Source organism: Xanthomonas sp. LF07-6 (assembly GCF_034105445.1).
Lineage (GTDB): Bacteria > Pseudomonadota > Gammaproteobacteria > Xanthomonadales > Xanthomonadaceae > Xanthomonas_A > Xanthomonas_A sontii.
In genome coordinates this window covers 54,202-71,084 of record NZ_JAXGGI010000017.1, presented here as the reverse complement: position 1 = coordinate 71,084, position 16,883 = coordinate 54,202, and the positions used below count along the sequence as shown (strand labels likewise).

20 protein-coding genes and 1 pseudogene are annotated in these 16,883 nt (G+C 69.8%); 9 read left to right on the top strand and 12 right to left on the bottom strand.

Translation table 11 applies throughout. The annotated features are described in order from the left end of the window. Positions 1–424: 424 nt before the first annotated feature. From SLW56_RS19005 to SLW56_RS18985, 5 genes and pseudogenes are all read right to left on the bottom strand, one after another. On the bottom strand, positions 425–1,759 hold the full coding sequence (locus tag SLW56_RS19005) for a sorbosone dehydrogenase family protein (RefSeq protein WP_267092947.1): 1,335 nt from the start codon (positions 1,757–1,759) through the stop codon (positions 425–427). 74 nt (positions 1,760–1,833) lie between these two features. Next, the gene (locus SLW56_RS19000) at positions 1,834–2,154 is read right to left on the bottom strand and encodes a DUF3247 family protein (RefSeq protein ID WP_320695313.1); all 321 of its coding nucleotides are present in this window, start codon (positions 2,152–2,154) and stop codon (positions 1,834–1,836) included. Between the two features lie 68 nt (positions 2,155–2,222). Next, a pseudogene (locus SLW56_RS18995) lies at positions 2,223–4,166 on the bottom strand (ATP-binding protein); the annotation flags it as partial. A 221-nt stretch (positions 4,167–4,387) separates the two neighbouring features. Next, positions 4,388–4,636 carry a hypothetical protein gene (locus SLW56_RS18990; protein ID WP_148828011.1) on the bottom strand — a complete coding sequence of 83 codons (249 nt, stop codon included), beginning with the start codon at positions 4,634–4,636 and terminating at the stop codon, positions 4,388–4,390. 19 nt (positions 4,637–4,655) lie between these two features. Next, positions 4,656–5,126, bottom strand: a complete 471-nt coding sequence (locus SLW56_RS18985; RefSeq protein ID WP_017914945.1) for a hypothetical protein — start codon at positions 5,124–5,126, stop codon at positions 4,656–4,658. A 191-nt stretch (positions 5,127–5,317) separates the two neighbouring features. Between SLW56_RS18985 and SLW56_RS18980 the strand changes: the two genes are divergently transcribed. Beyond that, positions 5,318–5,890: a DUF3016 domain-containing protein gene (locus SLW56_RS18980; protein ID WP_267087569.1), complete on the top strand. Its 573-nt coding sequence runs from the start codon at positions 5,318–5,320 to the stop codon at positions 5,888–5,890. 48 nt (positions 5,891–5,938) lie between these two features. Here the strand turns inward: SLW56_RS18980 and alr are convergent, their stop codons facing one another. Both alr and SLW56_RS18970 read right to left on the bottom strand, forming a co-directional pair. Next, positions 5,939–7,012 carry an alanine racemase gene (gene alr / locus SLW56_RS18975; RefSeq protein WP_295965363.1) on the bottom strand — a complete coding sequence of 358 codons (1,074 nt, stop codon included), beginning with the start codon at positions 7,010–7,012 and terminating at the stop codon, positions 5,939–5,941. After that, positions 6,991–8,298 (bottom strand): D-amino acid dehydrogenase, encoded by a 1,308-nt coding sequence (locus SLW56_RS18970; RefSeq protein ID WP_320695312.1) that lies wholly within the window; start codon positions 8,296–8,298, stop codon positions 6,991–6,993. The genes alr and SLW56_RS18970 overlap by 22 nt, the downstream gene beginning before the upstream one ends. 136 nt (positions 8,299–8,434) lie before the next feature. Between SLW56_RS18970 and SLW56_RS18965 the strand changes: the two genes are divergently transcribed. Continuing rightward, entirely contained in the window at positions 8,435–8,914 is a 480-nt protein-coding gene (locus tag SLW56_RS18965) for an Lrp/AsnC ligand binding domain-containing protein (RefSeq protein WP_017908762.1), read from the top strand. Positions 8,915–8,935: 21 nt separating this feature from the next. Here SLW56_RS18965 and SLW56_RS18960 read toward each other — a convergent pair whose 3' ends face one another. Then, positions 8,936–9,316: a host attachment protein gene (locus SLW56_RS18960; protein WP_017914941.1), complete on the bottom strand. Its 381-nt coding sequence runs from the start codon at positions 9,314–9,316 to the stop codon at positions 8,936–8,938. A gap of 122 nt (positions 9,317–9,438) precedes the next feature. Then, a complete protein-coding gene (locus SLW56_RS18955; RefSeq protein ID WP_150411044.1) occupies positions 9,439–9,885 on the bottom strand; it encodes a hypothetical protein in 447 nt (148 codons plus the stop codon). Between the two features lie 138 nt (positions 9,886–10,023). Between SLW56_RS18955 and msrB the strand changes: the two genes are divergently transcribed. From msrB to SLW56_RS18925, 6 genes are all read left to right on the top strand, one after another. After that, entirely contained in the window at positions 10,024–10,488 is a 465-nt protein-coding gene (gene msrB, locus SLW56_RS18950) for a peptide-methionine (R)-S-oxide reductase MsrB (protein ID WP_017912901.1), read from the top strand. A gap of 105 nt (positions 10,489–10,593) precedes the next feature. Next, the gene (locus SLW56_RS18945) at positions 10,594–10,914 is read left to right on the top strand and encodes a hypothetical protein (RefSeq protein WP_295935440.1); all 321 of its coding nucleotides are present in this window, start codon (positions 10,594–10,596) and stop codon (positions 10,912–10,914) included. A gap of 114 nt (positions 10,915–11,028) precedes the next feature. Beyond that, on the top strand, positions 11,029–11,883 hold the full coding sequence (gene motA, locus SLW56_RS18940; RefSeq protein WP_017908926.1) for a flagellar motor stator protein MotA: 855 nt from the start codon (positions 11,029–11,031) through the stop codon (positions 11,881–11,883). Between the two features lie 7 nt (positions 11,884–11,890). After that, positions 11,891–13,087, top strand: coding sequence for a flagellar motor protein MotB (gene motB / locus SLW56_RS18935; RefSeq protein WP_267100678.1), 1,197 nt, complete (start codon positions 11,891–11,893; stop codon positions 13,085–13,087). A gap of 127 nt (positions 13,088–13,214) precedes the next feature. After that, on the top strand, positions 13,215–13,739 hold the full coding sequence (locus SLW56_RS18930) for a hypothetical protein (RefSeq protein WP_320695311.1): 525 nt from the start codon (positions 13,215–13,217) through the stop codon (positions 13,737–13,739). A gap of 8 nt (positions 13,740–13,747) precedes the next feature. Beyond that, entirely contained in the window at positions 13,748–14,032 is a 285-nt protein-coding gene (locus tag SLW56_RS18925) for a DUF4031 domain-containing protein (protein WP_017915239.1), read from the top strand. 19 nt (positions 14,033–14,051) lie between these two features. On the opposite strand, the gene SLW56_RS18920 is transcribed toward SLW56_RS18925, so the two are convergent. Then, positions 14,052–14,597 carry a hypothetical protein gene (locus tag SLW56_RS18920; RefSeq protein ID WP_267100592.1) on the bottom strand — a complete coding sequence of 182 codons (546 nt, stop codon included), beginning with the start codon at positions 14,595–14,597 and terminating at the stop codon, positions 14,052–14,054. A 149-nt stretch (positions 14,598–14,746) separates the two neighbouring features. On the opposite strand from SLW56_RS18920, the gene SLW56_RS18915 reads away from it, so the two are divergent. Beyond that, the gene (locus SLW56_RS18915; protein ID WP_010343635.1) at positions 14,747–14,989 is read left to right on the top strand and encodes a DUF3297 family protein; all 243 of its coding nucleotides are present in this window, start codon (positions 14,747–14,749) and stop codon (positions 14,987–14,989) included. A 79-nt stretch (positions 14,990–15,068) separates the two neighbouring features. Here SLW56_RS18915 and SLW56_RS18910 read toward each other — a convergent pair whose 3' ends face one another. Continuing rightward, positions 15,069–15,830, bottom strand: coding sequence for an ABC transporter permease (locus SLW56_RS18910; RefSeq protein WP_017907655.1), 762 nt, complete (start codon positions 15,828–15,830; stop codon positions 15,069–15,071). After that, complete coding sequence (locus SLW56_RS18905) at positions 15,827–16,774, bottom strand: ABC transporter ATP-binding protein (protein WP_295969739.1); 948 nt, start codon at positions 16,772–16,774, stop codon at positions 15,827–15,829. Before SLW56_RS18905 ends, SLW56_RS18910 begins: the two co-directional genes overlap by 4 nt. Positions 16,775–16,883: the final 109 nt, after the last annotated feature.

Sequence of the window (16,883 nt, the reverse complement as noted above, 5' to 3'; positions counted from 1 at the left end):
GGGGGGGGGCCCCCCCCCCCCCCCCCCCCCCCCCCCCCCCGCTCCTGCACGCGTTAGCAGAGATGCATTTGCCCTCGCGCCCACTTGCGCGATTTTCGATTGCAGCAAACAAACCCGGCTTCCAGGAAGCGGCTGCGGTCGTGGTTTTTCCTGTAAGGCCCGTCGCGGCTGAAGCCGCTCCTATGGGTGCCTGCGCATGTTTTTCGAAGCACGCGGCCACGCAATGAGATGCGCGATGCAGCAGCCCTGGGGGCACGCGCCACACCGCCGCAGTGGTCCTTTGCAGGAACGGCCTAAGCCGCGATCGGGCTTCACCATGAAGCCCACGTCGCAGCCATCAATCCCGCATCGCGACCATGAACCCCGCACCGCGGCCGAAGCCGCTTCTACGATCGATGCGGAAACACGCGACTCACCACGCCGCTTACTTGCCCGGCTTCGGCGTCACCCGCCACACCACATTGCCGACGTCGTCGGCGACCAGCAGCGCGCCCGGCTTGTCCACCGCCACGCCGACCGGGCGGCCCTGCGCGCGGCCCTCGGCGTCGAGGAAGCCGGTCAGTACGTCCTGCGGTTTGCCGCTGGGCTTGCCGTTGGCGAAGGGCACGTAGATCACCTTATAGCCCGACGGCGGGTCGCGGTTCCAGGAGCCGTGCTGGCCGATGAAGGCGCCGCCGCGGTAGGGCTGCGGCAACAGCGCACCTTCGTAGAAGGCCAGGCCCAGCGAGGCGGTATGCGCGCCCAGCGCGTAGTCCGGCTTGATCGCGCTGGCCACCATCTCCGGGTTCTGCGGCTGCACGCGCTCATCCACGTGCTGGCCGTAGTAGCTGTACGGCCAGCCGTAGAAACCGCCCTCGCGCACCGAGGTCAGATAATCCGGCACCAGGTCGCTGCCGATCTCGTCACGTTCGTTGACCACGGTCCACAGCGTGTCGGTGCCGGGCTGCCAGGCCAGGCCGACCGGATTGCGCAGGCCGCTGGCGAACACGCGGGTGGCGCCGCTGGCGGCGTCCACTTCCAGGATCGCGGCGCGGTTGAGTTCCTGCTCCATGCCATTCTCGGCGACGTTGCTGTTGGAGCCGACGCCCACGTACAGCTTCTTGCCGTCGCGGCTGGCCAGCAGGCTCTTGGTCCAGTGGTGGTTGATGCCGCCGGGCAGGTTGGCGACGAAGCTGGGCGCGGCGGTGATCTGGGTGTCGCCGTCCTTGTACGGGAAGCTGACCAGGGCATCGGCATTGGCGATGTAAAGACGGTCGCCGACCAGGGCCATGCCGAACGGCGAATACAGGCCCTTGAGGAACTGCGTGCGCACTTCGGCGACGCCATCACCGTCGGCGTCGCGCAGCAGGGTGATGCGGTTGGCGCTGGGCACGGCGGCGCCTGCCTTGGCCATCATCGCGCCCTGGATCTTGTCGCGCAGGCCGCTGCTCTCCTTTTCCGGTGCCGGCGGCTCGGCGGTCTCGGCGACCAGCACGTCGCCGTTGGGCAGCACATACAGCCAGCGCGGATGGTCCAGGTCGCGGGCGAAGGCCTGCACCGCCAGGTCGGCGGCCGGTACCGGCGCGGCGCCATCGGCCCAGCGCTTGACCTCGGCGACCTTGACCGTGGGGATCATGCGCTTGACCGGATCGGGCAACACCGGATCCGGCCCCATGCCCTCCTCGATGGCGTGCTTGGCGGTGTCGCCGCAGGCGGCGAGCAGGGCGGCACTGAGCGCACACAACACCCAACGGGCGCGAATCGGCGAAGACATGGCCATGTGTCTTGGATATCCGGGAACACGGGGGAACGCCGATGATGCACAGCCCCGACGCGGAAAAAGTGAAAGATGCGTCAAGAGGCGTCGCCGCGCGGATCGGTCTCCCAGGGCCGTGCCGGCAACTGGCGCACGCTGCGGATTTCGTCCAGCCACAGGTAGCGGTGCCGGGCCGGATCGTCGAGGTCGTCGATGCGCACCTGCGCATTGCTGCCCTCGTTGCCATCGGCGTCGCGGAACTGCTGGATGCTGGGCCGGACCGACACGGTGCCGAAGCACACGCTGCCGTCGTGCAATTCGATGCGCACATGCGCCTGCCCGGGCAGTTGCAGGATCAACGCTTCCAGCGCCCGGATCTGCGCCTGGTCGGTGTGGATACGCTCGGCAAACTGGGTCATCGGCGGACTCCTGAGGGGGAACCGCAGCAGCCTAACGCCGGCCGCGTGAGCCGGCGGGCAAGACCGCGCTAACGCTGCCGCGCGAAGCGCACCGCCGAGACAAGCTGCGCCACGCTGTACGGCTTGGCCAGGTGTTCCTGGAAGCCGGAATGCAGCGCGCGCTGGCGATCGTCGGCACGCGCCAGCGCAGTCACCGCGACCGCCGGCAGTTCGTCCGCGCCCAGGCCCATGTTCTCGCGCACGGTGCGGATCAGCCCGTAGCCATCCATGCCCGGCATGCCGATGTCGGTGACCATCACGTCGATCGCCGCATGGCCGCCGCCGTCGAGCACCTCCAGCGCCTCGCTGGCCGAGCCCACCGCGACCACCTCCGCGCCCTGCTCCTCGAGCAGGCGCCGCAGGTAGTCGAGCATGTCCGGCTGGTCCTCCACCGCCAACAGGCGCACGCCCTTGAGCGAATACGCCTCGACCACCTGTTCGGCCATCGCGAACGCGCGCACTTCGCGCAGCGGGCGCGAGCCCGGCGCATCGCGGTGCAGCGGCAGGCGCACGGTGAAGACCGAGCCGCAGCCGCGACCTTCGCTGGCCGCACTGATCTGGCCGCCATGCATTTCCACCAGTTGCTGCACGATCGCCAGGCCCAGGCCGAGGCCGCCGTGCAGGCGCGTGGTGGTGCTGTCGGCCTGGCGGAAGCGCCCGAACAGATGCGGCAGGAACTCCGGCGGAATGCCGTCGCCGGAATCGCGCACCGCCACGCTGACGTGCTCGCCATCGTCGTCGAGCGCGATCGCCAGGGCGATGCGCCCGTGCGCGGGCGTGAACTTGATCGCGTTGGACAACAGGTTCCAGAACACCTGCTGCAGGCGCGTGGCGTCGCCCAGCACCATGCACGGCTGCGAAGGCGCCTGCAGGGTCAGCGCCTGGTCCTTGCCTTCGGCCACCGGCTCCTGCGCGCGCATCGCCTCGCGCACCTGTTCGGCCAGGTCCAGCGCCTCCACTTCCAACTGCACCTTGCCCAGCAGCATGCTGCTGAGATCGAGCATGTCCGAGATCAGCCGCTGCTGCGCGCGCGCGCTGCTGGCGATCACCGACAGGCCCTTGCTGCTCGGGTCGCCCGGCGGCAGCCGCTGCAGCAGCAGGTCGCTCCAGCCGAGGATGGTGGTGAGCGGCGTGCGCAGTTCGTGCGACAGCGTCGCCAGGAATTCGTCCTTCAGCCGTGCCATGCTCTCGGCGGCGTTGCGTGCGCTGCGCTCGGATTCCAGCAGTTGCTCGCGCGCCAGTTCGATGTCGCGGCGTTCGGTGACGTCCGGACTGCTGCCGGCCAGGCCGATGAACTGGCCCTCGGCGGAATAGCGCGGCACCGCGGTCATTTCCACCCAGCGCCACTCGCCGTCGTGGCGGCGCGCGCGCACCAGCGCGCGCAGGTTGCGCTGGTCGTGCAGCGCGTTGCGCAATTCGTAGGCGAACACGCCCACGTCTTCCGGATGCAGCACGTCGCCCCAACCCGGGCGCGCAGCATCGGTGTCCAGATCGATGCCGAAGAATTCGGCATAGGCGGTGTTGGTGAAGCGCATTTCGCCCTGGGCGTCCAGCACCCACACCGGCATCGGCAGGCCCTCTGCCAGCGCGCTGAAGCGCGCCTCGCTCTCGGCCAGGTCGCGCTCCATCCGCTTGCGCTCGGTGATGTCGAGGAACTGCACGGCGACCTGGCGCAGTTCCGGCGCGCCGACGCGGAACGAATCCACTGCCCACCAGCGGTCCAGCGCAGTCGCGAAGTTCTCGAACTTGTCCGGACGGCCTGTCAACGCGACGGCGCCGTAGCGCTGGAACCAGTGCTCCTCGTGGGTCGGCGAGATCTCGCGCATGCGCCGCCCGACCACATCGCGCAGGCCGGTCTCGCGCTCGAAGGCCGGATTGACCTGCAGGAACACGTAATCGACCGCGCGCTCGCCCTCGAACAGCATCTGGATCACGCAGAAGCCGGAATCGATCTTGTCGAAGATCTCGCGGTACTGCAGGTCCGTCGCCTGCGCGAACGAGGAAGCGGTGGAGTCTGGACTGGCATGCATGACGGACTAGCTCTGGAAGCGGCCTACGGCAACGGATGAAGACGGTGCCCGGCATCCGCGGCGCAACGACGATGCGCCAGGAGCGGCAAGGCGTAAACCCCCATCTTGTTAAGCCACTCCGCCGCCGTCAAGCCAGCACCTGTGCTGCGCCTGCCCGAACGATGTCACCAGAAGAACGCGATCACCAGCACGATGCCCAGCAACGACAGGCCGATGCCGGCGAGCACCATCCACTGGGTCAGGCGCGCGCTGCGCAAGGCCTGCTCTTCCAGCCAACGCTCGGCTTCCTCGCGCCACGGCGGCGGCGAAGAGGATTCCAGCAACTGCTGCACGCGCGCCGGCCCCAGCTGCCGGCATTGCCGGCGGCATTCTTCGGGAACCACGGATCGCTCGGGTGCGCTGACGACGGACATGACAACGTTCCTGAATTACTCAGCCGAGCGTGAAACGCGGCGCGTCGCCGGCGAGTTCGTGCTCCACCGCCATCCGCGCCAGGCGGGTGTAGTTGGCGCGCGGGCCGGCACCGCGGCCGACGATCAGGCCCAGGTACTCCAGGCCGGTCCACACCCGCGCCTTCCACTCCACGCCGTCCTCGGCCAGCACCAGGGTCAGCGTGTAGCGGAAGCTCTGCCCCTGCGGGCTGCGGTAGTGGTAACTGGGCGGGAACTGCACGGCCACGTCCTGCGCCTCGCCAAGCGAGACCAAGTAGCGCCGCAGCAGATGGCGCACGTCGTCGCCGGGGTTGAGGCGCAACTGCCGCGCCGCCTCGTCCAGGTTGGCCTGGTGCTCGACGAACGCGGCCGCACCGCTGGCCGGGCTGTGCCCATGCCGCTTGGCCCAGTCGATGAACTGCAGGCGCACATCGCTGCCGGTGTGGGCCTGGTGGAACAGCGGCGTCTTCATGCGATCCCCGTCGTGCTCGAGTGGCGGCCATGCTCCCGCGCGCGCCGTGAAGCAGGCGGCGAGGCGATGTGAGCCGTCCGTCATGCCGGGCGGATGAATCCGCGGCCAACGGTCGCCGCCGCGCGCCTCGCCGCGATTGCGGGCGCGCCGGCACAGGCACACACTGCGCGTACGCCTCCTGGAGATCCGCCATGAAGATCCGCTATGCCTGGACGGCGCTGGCTGTTGCCTGCCTGTGGGCGGGCGGCGCCTCCGCCGAGATCCGCAACGTCACCGACCCGCAGGCGCCGCGCAGCCTCGTCAGCGACGGCCCGGTGCAGGTGAGCTGGGCCGACCCGTCCACCTTCAGCGAACTGCGGCAGAGCCGCAATCGCTGGGAAGCCGAACGCGGCGACTGGGTACAGGACCTGGCCGCCTACCTGCAGAAGCAGGCCGCCAAGCAACTGCAGCCCGGCCAGCGCCTGGACATCAAGCTGACCGACATCAAGCGCGCCGGCGATTTCGAGCCGTGGCACGGCCCGAACTGGAACGACGTGCGGGTGATGCGCGACCTGTACCCGCCGCGGATCAGCCTCGACTTCACCCTGTACGGCGCCGACGGCCAAGTGATCGCGCAGGGCCAGCCGAAACTGATGGACCCCAGCTATCTGTACAACAGCTCGGTCGGCCTGAGCACCGATCCGCTGCGCTACGAAAAGCGCATGCTCGACGACTGGCTGCGCCGCCAGTTCCGCAACAAGGACAGCGCAGTCGCCGAGCGCTGAGGCCGCACGCGCGGCGCCGGCATCGCGCCGGCGCCGTCAGCCATTGGCTTACGCGTCGAGATAGACGCGCGGCGCGCGCTTGAGGCCGCACAGCAAGCGGTAGGCGCTGGAACTGCAGCGCCCGGCCAGCGCGTCGATGCGCGGCTGTTCGCCCCACAACTGCACCTCGCTGCCGAGCCCGGCCTGCGGGTGGTCGGTCAGGTCCACGGTCAGCATGTCCATCGACACGCGCCCGATCAGCTCGCCGGGCGCGCCATCGATCAGCACCGGCGTACCGTTGGGCGCGAACTGCGGATAGCCGTCGGCATAGCCGATCGCCACCACGCCGACCCGGGTCGGCCGCGCCGCGACGAAGCGCGCGCCGTAGCCGACCGGCTCGCCCGGCGCGATAGTGCGCACGGAAATGATCCTGGACTGCAGGGTCATCACCGGACGCAGTTCGCCGGGCAGCGCGGCCGCGGCGGCGAACGGGTCGGCACCGTACAGCATCAGTCCCGGCCGTCCCCAGTCGTTGCGCAGCTCCGGCCAGCCGAGCAGGGCTGGCGAGTTGCACAGGCTGGTCTCGCCGGCCAGGCCGGCGGTGGCCTGACGGAACACCTCCACCTGCTCGCGGGTGCGCGCGCTATCGAGTTCGTCGGCGCGGGCGAAGTGGCTCATCAGCACCAGCCGCTCGACCTGCGGCAGCGCGCTCAGCCGCGCGTGCGCGGCGCGGAATTCCTCCGGCGCCAGGCCCAGCCGGTGCATGCCGCTGTCCAGCTTCAGCCACAGGCACAGCGGCTGCGGTGCGGCGAAGGCGGCGATCGCCTCCACCTGCCAGGGCGAGGCCACCGCGCACCACAGCCGGTGTTCGGCGACCAGCGGCAGTTCGTCGGCGTCGAAGATGCCCTCCAGCAGCAGGATCGGCGCGGCGATGCCGGCCTGGCGCAGTTCCAGCGCCTCCTCGATGCAGGCCACCGCGAAGCCGTCGGCCTCGCCGTCCAGCGCGCGCGCGCAGGCCACCGCGCCGTGCCCGTAGGCATCGGCCTTGACCACCGCCAGCGCCTTGCCGCCGCTCAGCCGGCGGGCCAGGCGGTAGTTGTGGCGCAGCGCGGCGAGATCGATCAATGCACGGGCTGGGCGCACGCGACGGCCTCGGCGACGGACGCGGCGGAACCGCGGGAATAACGGAAGATGTCCAGGCCCTCGCCGCTGATCTGCGGCTGCCGCGAGACCATCAGGTCGGCCAGGTAGCGACCGGAGCCGCAGGCCATGGTCCAGCCCAGCGTGCCGTGGCCGGTGTTGAGGAACAGGTTGCGGTAGCCGGTGGCGCCGACCACCGGCGTGCCGTCCGGGGTGGCCGGGCGCAGCCCGGTCCAGAACTCGGCCGCGGCCAGGTCGCCGCCGCGCGGGTACAGGTCGTTGACCACCTTCTCCAGCGTGGCGCGGCGCCGTGCCGGCCGCGACAGGTCGAAACCGGCCAGTTCGGCCATGCCGCCGACGCGGATGCGCGCGTCGAAGCGGGTGATCGCCACCTTGTAGCTCTCGTCGAGGATGGTGGAGGTGGGCGCCAGCGCCGCGTCGCGGATCGGCAGGGTCAGCGAGTAGCCCTTCAGCGGGTACACCGGCAGGCGGATGCCCAGCGGCGCCAGCAGGCCCGGCGAATAGCTGCCCAGCGCGACCACATAGCGGTCGGCGCGCTCCACCCGGCCGCCGATGCGCACGCCGTCGATGCGGTCGCCATCGGCCTGCAGCGCCTCGATGGTCTCGCCCTGGCGGAACTGCACGCCGGCCGCGGCGGCCATCGCGGCCAGGCGCTGGGTGAACAGGCGGCAGTCGCCGGTCTGGTCGTTGGGCAGGCGCAGCGCGCCGACCAAGGTCGCCGGTGCGCTGGCCAGGGCCGGCTCGACCCGGGCGATGCCGGCACAATCCAGCAGCTCGTAGGGCACGCCGTACTCGCGCAGCACCTCGATGTCCTTGGCCGCACCGTCCAGTTGCTGCTGGGTGCGGAACAACTGGGTGGTCCCGAGCTGGCGGCCTTCGTAGGCGATGCCGGTCTCGGCACGCAGCTGGTCCAGGCAGTCGCGGCTGTACTCGGACAGGCGCACCATCCGCGCCTTGTTGATGGCGTAGCGCTCGGCGGTGCAGTTGCGCAGCATCTGCGCCAGCCACAGGTACTGCTGCAGATCGGCGGTCGGGGTGATCGCCAGCGGCGCATGGCGCTGGAACAGCCATTTCAGCGCCTTCAGCGGCACCCCGGGCGCCGCCCACGGCGAGGCGTAGCCGGGCGAGACCTGGCCGGCATTGGCATAACTGGTCTCCAGCCCGGCCGCCGGCTGGCGGTCGACCACCGTCACCTCGCAGCCGCTGCGGGCCAGATACCACGCCGTGGCCGTGCCGATCACACCGCTGCCGAGAACCAGAACCCGCATGCGCCTACTCCGTTCGGATCAATTCCCTGGCTGGATGGCGCCAGGGCAGAAGTTCGGTGCAGTATAGGCAGCAGAACCCAGGATTTTCCCCTGACTTCTGCCGACCCGGCAGGCCAAACCCCTGAGACCGCCACGCATGGCCGCACGCCTTCGCGAACTGGACAAGATCGACCGCAAGATCCTGCGCATCCTGCAGCAGGAAGGGCGCATCTCCTTCACCGAACTGGGCGAGCGGGTGGGCCTGTCCACCACTCCGTGCACCGAGCGGGTGCGCCGGCTGGAACGCGACGGCGCCATCACCGGCTACTACGCGCGGCTGGACCCGCATTACCTCAAGGCCAGCCTGCTGGTGTTCGTGGAGATCAGCCTGGCCTACAAGTCCGGCGACATCTTCGAGGAGTTCCGCCGCGCCGCGCTGAAGCTGCCCAACGTGCTCGAGTGCCACCTGGTCTCGGGCGACTTCGATTACCTGCTCAAGGCCCGCATCAGCGAGATGGCGTCCTACCGCAAGCTGCTGGGCAGCACCCTGCTGACCCTGCCGCATGTGCGCGAGTCCAAGAGCTACATCGTGATGGAGGAAGTGAAGGAAACGCTCAGCCTGCCGATCGCCGACTGAGCGCTCCACGCGAGGGGCGGGTCAGGAGACCAGCAGCTTCTCCAGGTCGTCGCGCGAGGAATTGGCGTGGTTCTTGGCCAGTTCGGCCACCACCCGCTTCTGGACCTCCTTGTGCAGCAGCGGCCGCAACTGCCCCAGCGTGTGCGGGTCGGCGACCAGCATCAGGTGCTCGACATCGCCGCGCAACGCATCCTGGTACAGGCGCTCGGCGATCTGGCGCACGAACCCGGCTTCATCCATGGTCATCGGCCGGTCGCCATCCTCCACGCCCTCGATCGGCGTCGGGTTCAGCACTTCGGTCTGCTCCAGCAGCGCGGTCTCGCCGGCCAGATTGACCCGGAACAGGCGCGCGCTGGTGCGGTCGGCGACGACGATCAGGGTGTTGTCGGGAAGCTTGCTCATCGGTTCTCCTGCGAAAACATGGCGCCGCGGCAGTCGCGGCCGGTTCGCCAGTCTAGGAACCGATTTGTGAGGATGGCGGCCACGCGGCGTTCGCCGCGCGTTCGCCGCCGGGGCGCAGGCGCTCAGTCCTGGATGCGGACCCCGTCGCCGCTGGGCACGGTGTCGTAGTAACGGCCGGTGCGGGTATCCAGCGCGCGGTTCGGCCCCACCTGCATCGCCCCGGGCACCAGCTGGCCGCGGCGGTCGTAGAGGCGGACCGGGCGGCGTGCGGACGGGTCGGCGAGCGCGGCGGCCGGTACCGCCGGACTGGCCGGACGCGTGTGCCGGGCCTTTCCTTGCGGCCGGTCGTCCAGGCTGGAGGGCACCGGCGCGGCCTTGGGGGCGGTCGTCGAGGCAGGTGGACGCTCGTCGAGGCGGCTCGCCACCGAGGGCGCCGGCGGCGGCGCGGACTGCAGGGTGTTGGCGTCGCGATTGCCGGCCGGTGCGCCGGGGACTGGCTGGAGACTCTGCGCGGCGGCAAGCGCCGGCACGAGCAGGGCGATGGCAACGCAGGGCAGCAGGCGCTTCACGGTGGCTCCATCGACGGGCCGCAAGAGAGCGTTCCACGCTAGCGCATCGCCAACTCGGCGTCGACGCGGCGCGGCGCGCTTGATCCACCCCGTACAGCCCTCATGTTGTTTTCCCCTCCTCCAGCCACGGGCCCCGCCATGAGCCGATTCGACCTCACGCCTCCTACCGCTGCCGAGCGCGAGCAGTTGATCGGCGGACTGAATGCGGAGGAACGCCGGGTGCTGCTGCAGCACGGCACCGAAGCGCCGTTCTGCGGCGTGTTCCTGGACAACAAGCTGGAGGGCGTCTACACCTGCCGGATGTGCGGGCTGCCGCTGTTCCGCTCCAGCGCCAAGTTCGATTCCGGCACCGGCTGGCCGAGCTTCTTCGCGCCCTACCACCCCGACCACGTGCGCGAGATACGCGACACCAGCCACGGCATGATCCGCACCGAGATCGTCTGCGCCCGCTGCGACAGCCATCTCGGCCATGTGTTTCCGGACGGCCCGCCGCCGAGCGGCGAGCGCCACTGCCTGAATTCGGTGTCGCTGCAGTTCACCGAACAGGGCCAGGCGCTGCCCAACCCGCTGCACCGCGGCGGCGGCGAGACCGAACCGGCCTGATCCCCGGCGCCGCCGCGCCGCCACAGGGAGACCACCGGCATGCGTACCTCGTCGCTTCCCCTTTTGTTCCTCCTGGCCGCCTGCCAGCGCAGCCCCACCCCGCCCATGCAGGCCGCCCCCGCGGCGGCGGCCTCCCCGGCCGCCGCGCGCGGCCTGCAGGCCGATGCCCTGCCCATGCAGTGGCGCTGCGGCGAAGAGCTGGTGCAGGCGGCCGCCGACCCGGCCCGCGAGCGCCTGGCCCTGCAGGTGCGCGGCACCCACCTGGACATGCAGCGCACCGATGCCGGCGGCGCCACCGGCGCGCGCTACACCGACGCCCTGGGCAATACCTTCCGGCAGTCGCAGCCGGACCAGGCCACGCTGACCCTGGCCGGCCTGGGCGAGACCCTCAAATGCGTCCGCCACGACAGCGGCATGACCGGCTGAACACCGGCGCGGGCGCGGCCGCCGCCAAAAACCCGGCACAGTTCACACCTTCAGAATGGCGCGGCGGGGCCGACATCTAGAGCGTCCCCGCTTCGGCCCGCAGGCTGCCCCGCCATGCTCATCATCGTTGGCTTCATCGTCGTCATCATCAGCGTGGTCGGCGGCTACGTGCTGTCGCACGGCAAACTCGGCGCGCTGTGGCAGCCCTACGAGCTGATGATCATCGGTGGCGCGGCGCTGGGCGCGTTCCTGGTCAGCACCCCGGGCAAGATCGTCAAGGCGACGCTCTCCGGCGTGCTGGGCGTGTTCAAGGGCCCGCAGTACAAGGCCGACGACTACCGCAGCACCCTCACCCTGATCTACGAACTGCTGAACAAGGCGCGCCGCGACGGCTTCATGGCCCTGGAAGACCACGTCGAGCGCCCGGCCGACAGCGCGATCTTCGGCAACTACCCGAAGGTGCTGGCCGACCACCACCTGCTCGACTTCATCACCGACTGCCTGCGCCTGATGATCGGCAGCAACATCGAGCCGCACGAACTGGAACCGCTGCTGGAGCTGGAGCTGGAGAAGCACCACCACGAGGCGATGGCGCCGGCGCATGCGCTGAGCAAGGTGTCCGACGGCCTGCCCGGTTTCGGCATCGTCGCCGCGGTGTTGGGCATCGTCATCACCATGGGCTCGATCGGCGGTCCGATCGAGGAGATCGGCCACCACGTCGGCGCGGCGCTGGTCGGCACCTTCCTCGGTATCCTGCTGGCCTACGGCTTCGTCGCGCCGCTGTCGGCGGCGATGGAAGCGCGCGCCGAGCAGGACAGCCGCATCTTCGAATCGGTGAAGACCGCGCTGCTGGCCTGCCTGCGCGGCTACAACCCGAAGATCGCCCTCGAATTCGCGCGCAAGACCCTGCCGACCGACGTGCGGCCGAGCTTCGCCGACTTCGAATCGCATCTGAAGACGATCAAGTAACGCGGTCATGGCCGAGACCAAATCCACCGTCGTCATCCGCCGGGTCAAGAAGGTCCAGGGCGGCGGCCACCACGGCGGCGCGTGGAAGGTGGCCTATGCCGACTTCGTGACCGCGATGATGGCGTTCTTCCTGGTGCTGTGGCTGGTGGCGGCCACCACCAAGGAACAGCGCGCGGCGATCGCCGAATACTTCCGCAATCCCAGCCCGCTGGCCGGCAAGAGCCCGGCGCCGAGCCCCGGCATGGCCGGCCCCGGCGGCGCCAGCACCTCGATGATCAAGCTCGGCGGCGCCGGCGAGATGCAGCGCGGCAACAACAAGGATCCGTTCGGCAGCAAGAGCCTGAAAGGCGACGACAGCAAGACCACGCAGCGCGAGAAGGAGAAGCAGCGCCTGGAAACGCTGATGCAGGAGCTGAAGGAAGCCATCGACAAGAGCCAGGCGCTGGAACCGTTCAAGGACCAGCTGCTGCTGGACCTGACCCCGGACGGCCTGCGCATCCAGATCGTGGACAAGGAAAACCGGCCGATGTTCGACCTCGGCAGCGCGGTGCTCAAGCCCTATACCCGCGGCATCCTCCACGAGCTGTCCGGCTTCATCAACCAGGTGCCCAACCACATCAGCATCACCGGCCACACCGATGTCACCCAGTACAGCGGCAAGAACGGCTACAGCAACTGGGAGCTGAGCGCGGACCGCGCCAACGCCGCGCGCCGCGAGCTGGTCGCCGGCGGCATGGGCGAGGACAAGGTCTCGCGCGTGGTCGGGCTGTCCTCCTCGGTGCTGTTCGACAAGCAGGTGCCGAACAATCCGATCAACCGCCGCATCAGCATCGTGGTGATGACCAAGGATGCCGAGGACGCCGCCACCGCCGACGGCGACCACAGCGTCGCCCTGGGCACGGTGCAGCCCGACGCCGACACCAAGGTGCCGGACCTGAGCGCCGCGGCGACGGACGCGGCCGCCGCGCCGCCCACCGGCAAGGGCGCGCCCGCGGCGGCGCCTGCCGCCAGCAACGGCGCTGCCCCGACGGCCCCGGCCGCGACCTCCGGCAAGGCCTCGGTGCAGATCGTCGAACCGCGCACGACCTCGCCGGAGGCCGCGGCCGCCGCCGCGCGCGATGCCTTGCGCAGCATCAACGGCAGCGCACCGGTGGCGAGCACCGCCGCCCCCGGCGGGACCCCGGCAGCGGCCAACACGCGCTGACCGCGGCGCCACCGCGCGCGCCGCCAGCGGCCGCGCAGGCGCGGGCGACGACCGCGCCGCACCGGCCCGGCGGGACCGCACACGGCGCGGCGCTTACAATGGCCGCCACTTCGCCAACGAGACCGCCGTGTCCAAGCAATCCAAAGCCAAGCGCGACAAGCGCAAGAAGCAGCAGTCGCCGCGCCCCTTCGCCCGCCTGGGCCGCGAGCAGCCCATCGCCAACCACGCCGTGCTGCAGAACGAGAGCGGCCGCGTGCTGGCCGCGATCGGCCTGCAGGGTCGCCAGTGGTTGCTGTCGGTCGGTGGCCAGACCATGGGCAATGCCGACAATCCGGTGCCGATGCTGGCGATGCTCAAGCACCTGGCCAACCTGCAGGAGCAGGAAGGCAACACCATCACCCTGGACTACTCCACGCAGCTGCAGCAGATGATCGACGCACTGGCGGCCGAGGCCGGCCAGACCCCGACCGAGTACCTGGACGCGCTGGTTGCCGAGTTCGCCGCGGGCGATGGCGCGGCAGAGGATGCGGACGAGTACGGGGCCGACGCGGACGCCGCGGCGGAGACGGGCGATGCCGCTCCGGCCGAGGCCGACGGCAGCGCCACCGCGGAACCCGCGGCGGACGCCGACGGCACGCACAAGCCGGCCTGACCTGGCGCGTGGCGGTCTACATCGACGATGCGGTGCATCCCTGGCGCGGCCAGCGCTGGGGCCACCTGCTCGCCGACACGCTGGACGAACTGCACGCCATGGCGGCGCGGCTGGGCATCCCCCGCCGCGCCTTCCAGAACAAGCTCAGCGGCGCGCACTACGACGTGCCCGCCGCCCTGCGCGACGACGCGATCCGTCTGGGCGCGGTGCCGGTCTCGCGACACAGCGACCGCGAGCTGCTGAAAGCATTGATCCGCAATGCACGTGCGCAGGCGCGCGGCGAGGCGCCGTGAACGGTGGCGCCACGTCCGCCTAGAACGGATCGCTGCCCGGGCGCAGTTCGATGTCCAGCAGCGCCGCCAGGCGCCGCATGTCCTCGTCGTCGCGGCTGAGCGCCATCCACCCGGCGTACGCATCGCCCTCGGTGTCCCAGCACCAGAGGGTGTAGCCGTGTTCGCGCAGGCGGTCGTAGGCCACGTTCAGCAGCGCCGGCACGTCATGACTGTCGAGGAAGTCCTCGTCGTCCACGTCGCCGCCCCAATCGATGCGCAGGTTCCAGCGCGTCGCCAGTTCGTCGATCGCGCCGATCAGCGACTCGGTGTCCTTCCAGTCCACGTAGAAGCCGGCACTCCAGTCGATGGCATCCTTCAGCGTCCACAACCAGCCGTCGTTCTCTTCGCCCTCGTGCTCGGCGCGCGCTTCGCGGAACGCGTTGAACTGACGCAGCGCACTTTCCTCGTCGCCGGGATTGATCAGCAGCAGCAGGTTCCAGATCAGCCCTTGCTGGGTGTCCGGATCGTCGTCGAGCTCGTCGTGCAGATCGTCGGGATCGTCGTAATCGGTGCTGTTGTCGGGCATGGCGTGAGCCGGCGGATGGAAGGGAAGGTGCAAGTGTGCCGTGCCCGCCGCGGCGACGGAAGCGCAAGGAACTCGGCAACGGCGCCGCAGGCGTTTATCCTTCGCAGCCCGGAAGACGGCGCTGTCCGCCGCCACGCGAAGCCACCACGATGTCCGACACGCCCCCCGACCGCCTGGCGGTCAGCCCGCAGAGCCCCTTCCACGATGCCGAGACGCTGTCGCGCGGCGTCGGCATCCGCTTCAACGGCGTGGAGCGCGACAACGTCGAGGAGTACTCGATCAGCGAAGGCTGGATCCGCGTCCAGGTCGGCAAGGCGCGCGACCGCCGCGGCAACCCGATGACCATGAAGGTCAAGGGCACGGTCGAAGCCTTCTGGCTCGACGCCAAGTAGGCGCGACCGCCGGCAGGCGCCGCGCCTGCCGGCATGCCGCTGCGACGCACGGCCGCACGCCGCGGCCCCCGCTGCCGCCTCAGGGCTTGAGCCGATAGCCGCTGCGGAAGATCGCCCACACCACGCCCAGGCACAGCGCCAGGAACGCCAGGGTCATGCCCAGGCTGACCGCGATGTGCACGTCGGCCTTGCCGTAGAACGCCCAGCGGAAGCCGCTGACCAGGTACACCACCGGGTTGAACAGGCTGATCTTCTGCCACAGCGGCGGCAGCATGTTGATCGAGTAGAAGCTGCCGCCGAGGAAGGTCAGCGGCGTGATCACCATCAGCGGGATCACCTGCAGCTTCTCGAAGCCGTCGGCCCACACGCCGATGATGAAGCCGAACAGGCTGAAGGTCAGCGCGGTCAGCACCAGGAAGCCGAACATCCACAGCGGATGCGCGATCTCGTACGGCACGAAGGCGCGTGCGGTGAGCAGGATCAGCAGGCCCAGCAGCACCGACTTGCTGGCCGCCGCGCCGACATAGCCGATCACCACCTCCCACCACGCCACCGGCGCCGACAGCACCTCGTAGATGGTGCCGGCCCAACGCGGCATGTAGATGCCGAAGGAGGCGTTGGAGATGCTTTCGCTGAGCAGCGACAGCATCACCAGCCCGGGGATGATGTAGGCGCCGTAGCTGATGCCGTCGATGGCGCCCATGCGCGAACCGATCGCCGCGCCGAACACCACGAAGTACAGCGAGGTCGACAGCACCGGCGAGGCGATGGACTGGGTCAGCGTGCGGAAGGTGCGCGCCATCTCGAAGCGGTAGATCGCGGCGATCGCGTGCAGGTTCATGCGCGCACCTCCGCCGCGGCCGACGCCGGCCGCACCAGGTTGACGAAGATCTCCTCCAGCGAACTCTCGCTGGACTGCAGATCCTTGATCTCCACGCCCTGCGCCTCCAGTTGCCGCAGCAGCGGGCCGATGCCGGTCTGCGCGGCCTGCGCGTCGTAGGTGTAGGTCAGTGTCGTGCCGTCGGCGGACAGCTCCAATGGCTGCGCCGCCAGCTCCGGCGGCAACGCGTGCAGCGGTGCCTGCAGGGTCAGCGCCAGTTGCTTCTTGCCGAGCTTGCGCATCAGCGTGCGCTTGTCCTCCACCAGCACCAGTTCGCCTCGATTGACCACGCCCACGCGGTCGGCCATGTCCTCGGCTTCCTCGATGTAGTGCGTGGTCAGGATGATGGTGGTGCCCTGCTCGCGCAGGCGCCGCACCATCTGCCACATGTCGTGGCGCAGCTCCACGTCGACCCCGGCGGTGGGTTCGTCCAGGAACAGGATGGACGGCTCGTGCGCCAGCGCCTTGGCGATCAGCACGCGCCGCTTCATGCCGCCGGACAGGGTGGAGATGCGGCTGCCGCGCTTGTCCCACAGCGACAGCTCGCGCAGCACCCGCTCCAGGTGCGCATCGTCGCGCGGCTTGCCGAACAGGCCGCGGCTGAAGCGCACCGTCGCCCACACCGTCTCGAACGCATCGGTGGCCAGTTCCTGCGGCACCAGGCCGATCTTGCCGCGCGCGGCGCGGTAGTCGCGCACGATGTCGTGGCCGTCGGCCAGCACCCGGCCGCTGCTGGGATTGACCAGCCCGCAGATGATGCTGATCAGCGTGGTCTTGCCGGCACCGTTGGGGCCGAGCAGGGCGAAGATCTCGCCGCGATGGATCTCCAGGTCGATGCCCTTCAGTGCCTGGAAACCCCCGGCGTAGGTCTTGGTCAGGTGTTGTACGGAAATGATCGGCGACACGGGAACTCCCTGGGCGCGCGGCGGCTGCGGAAACGGCCCCCAGGGTAGAAGCCGGCTCGTGATGGATAAATCCCGATCCGGCGGAAGCACTCTCCCGGATGCGGGACAG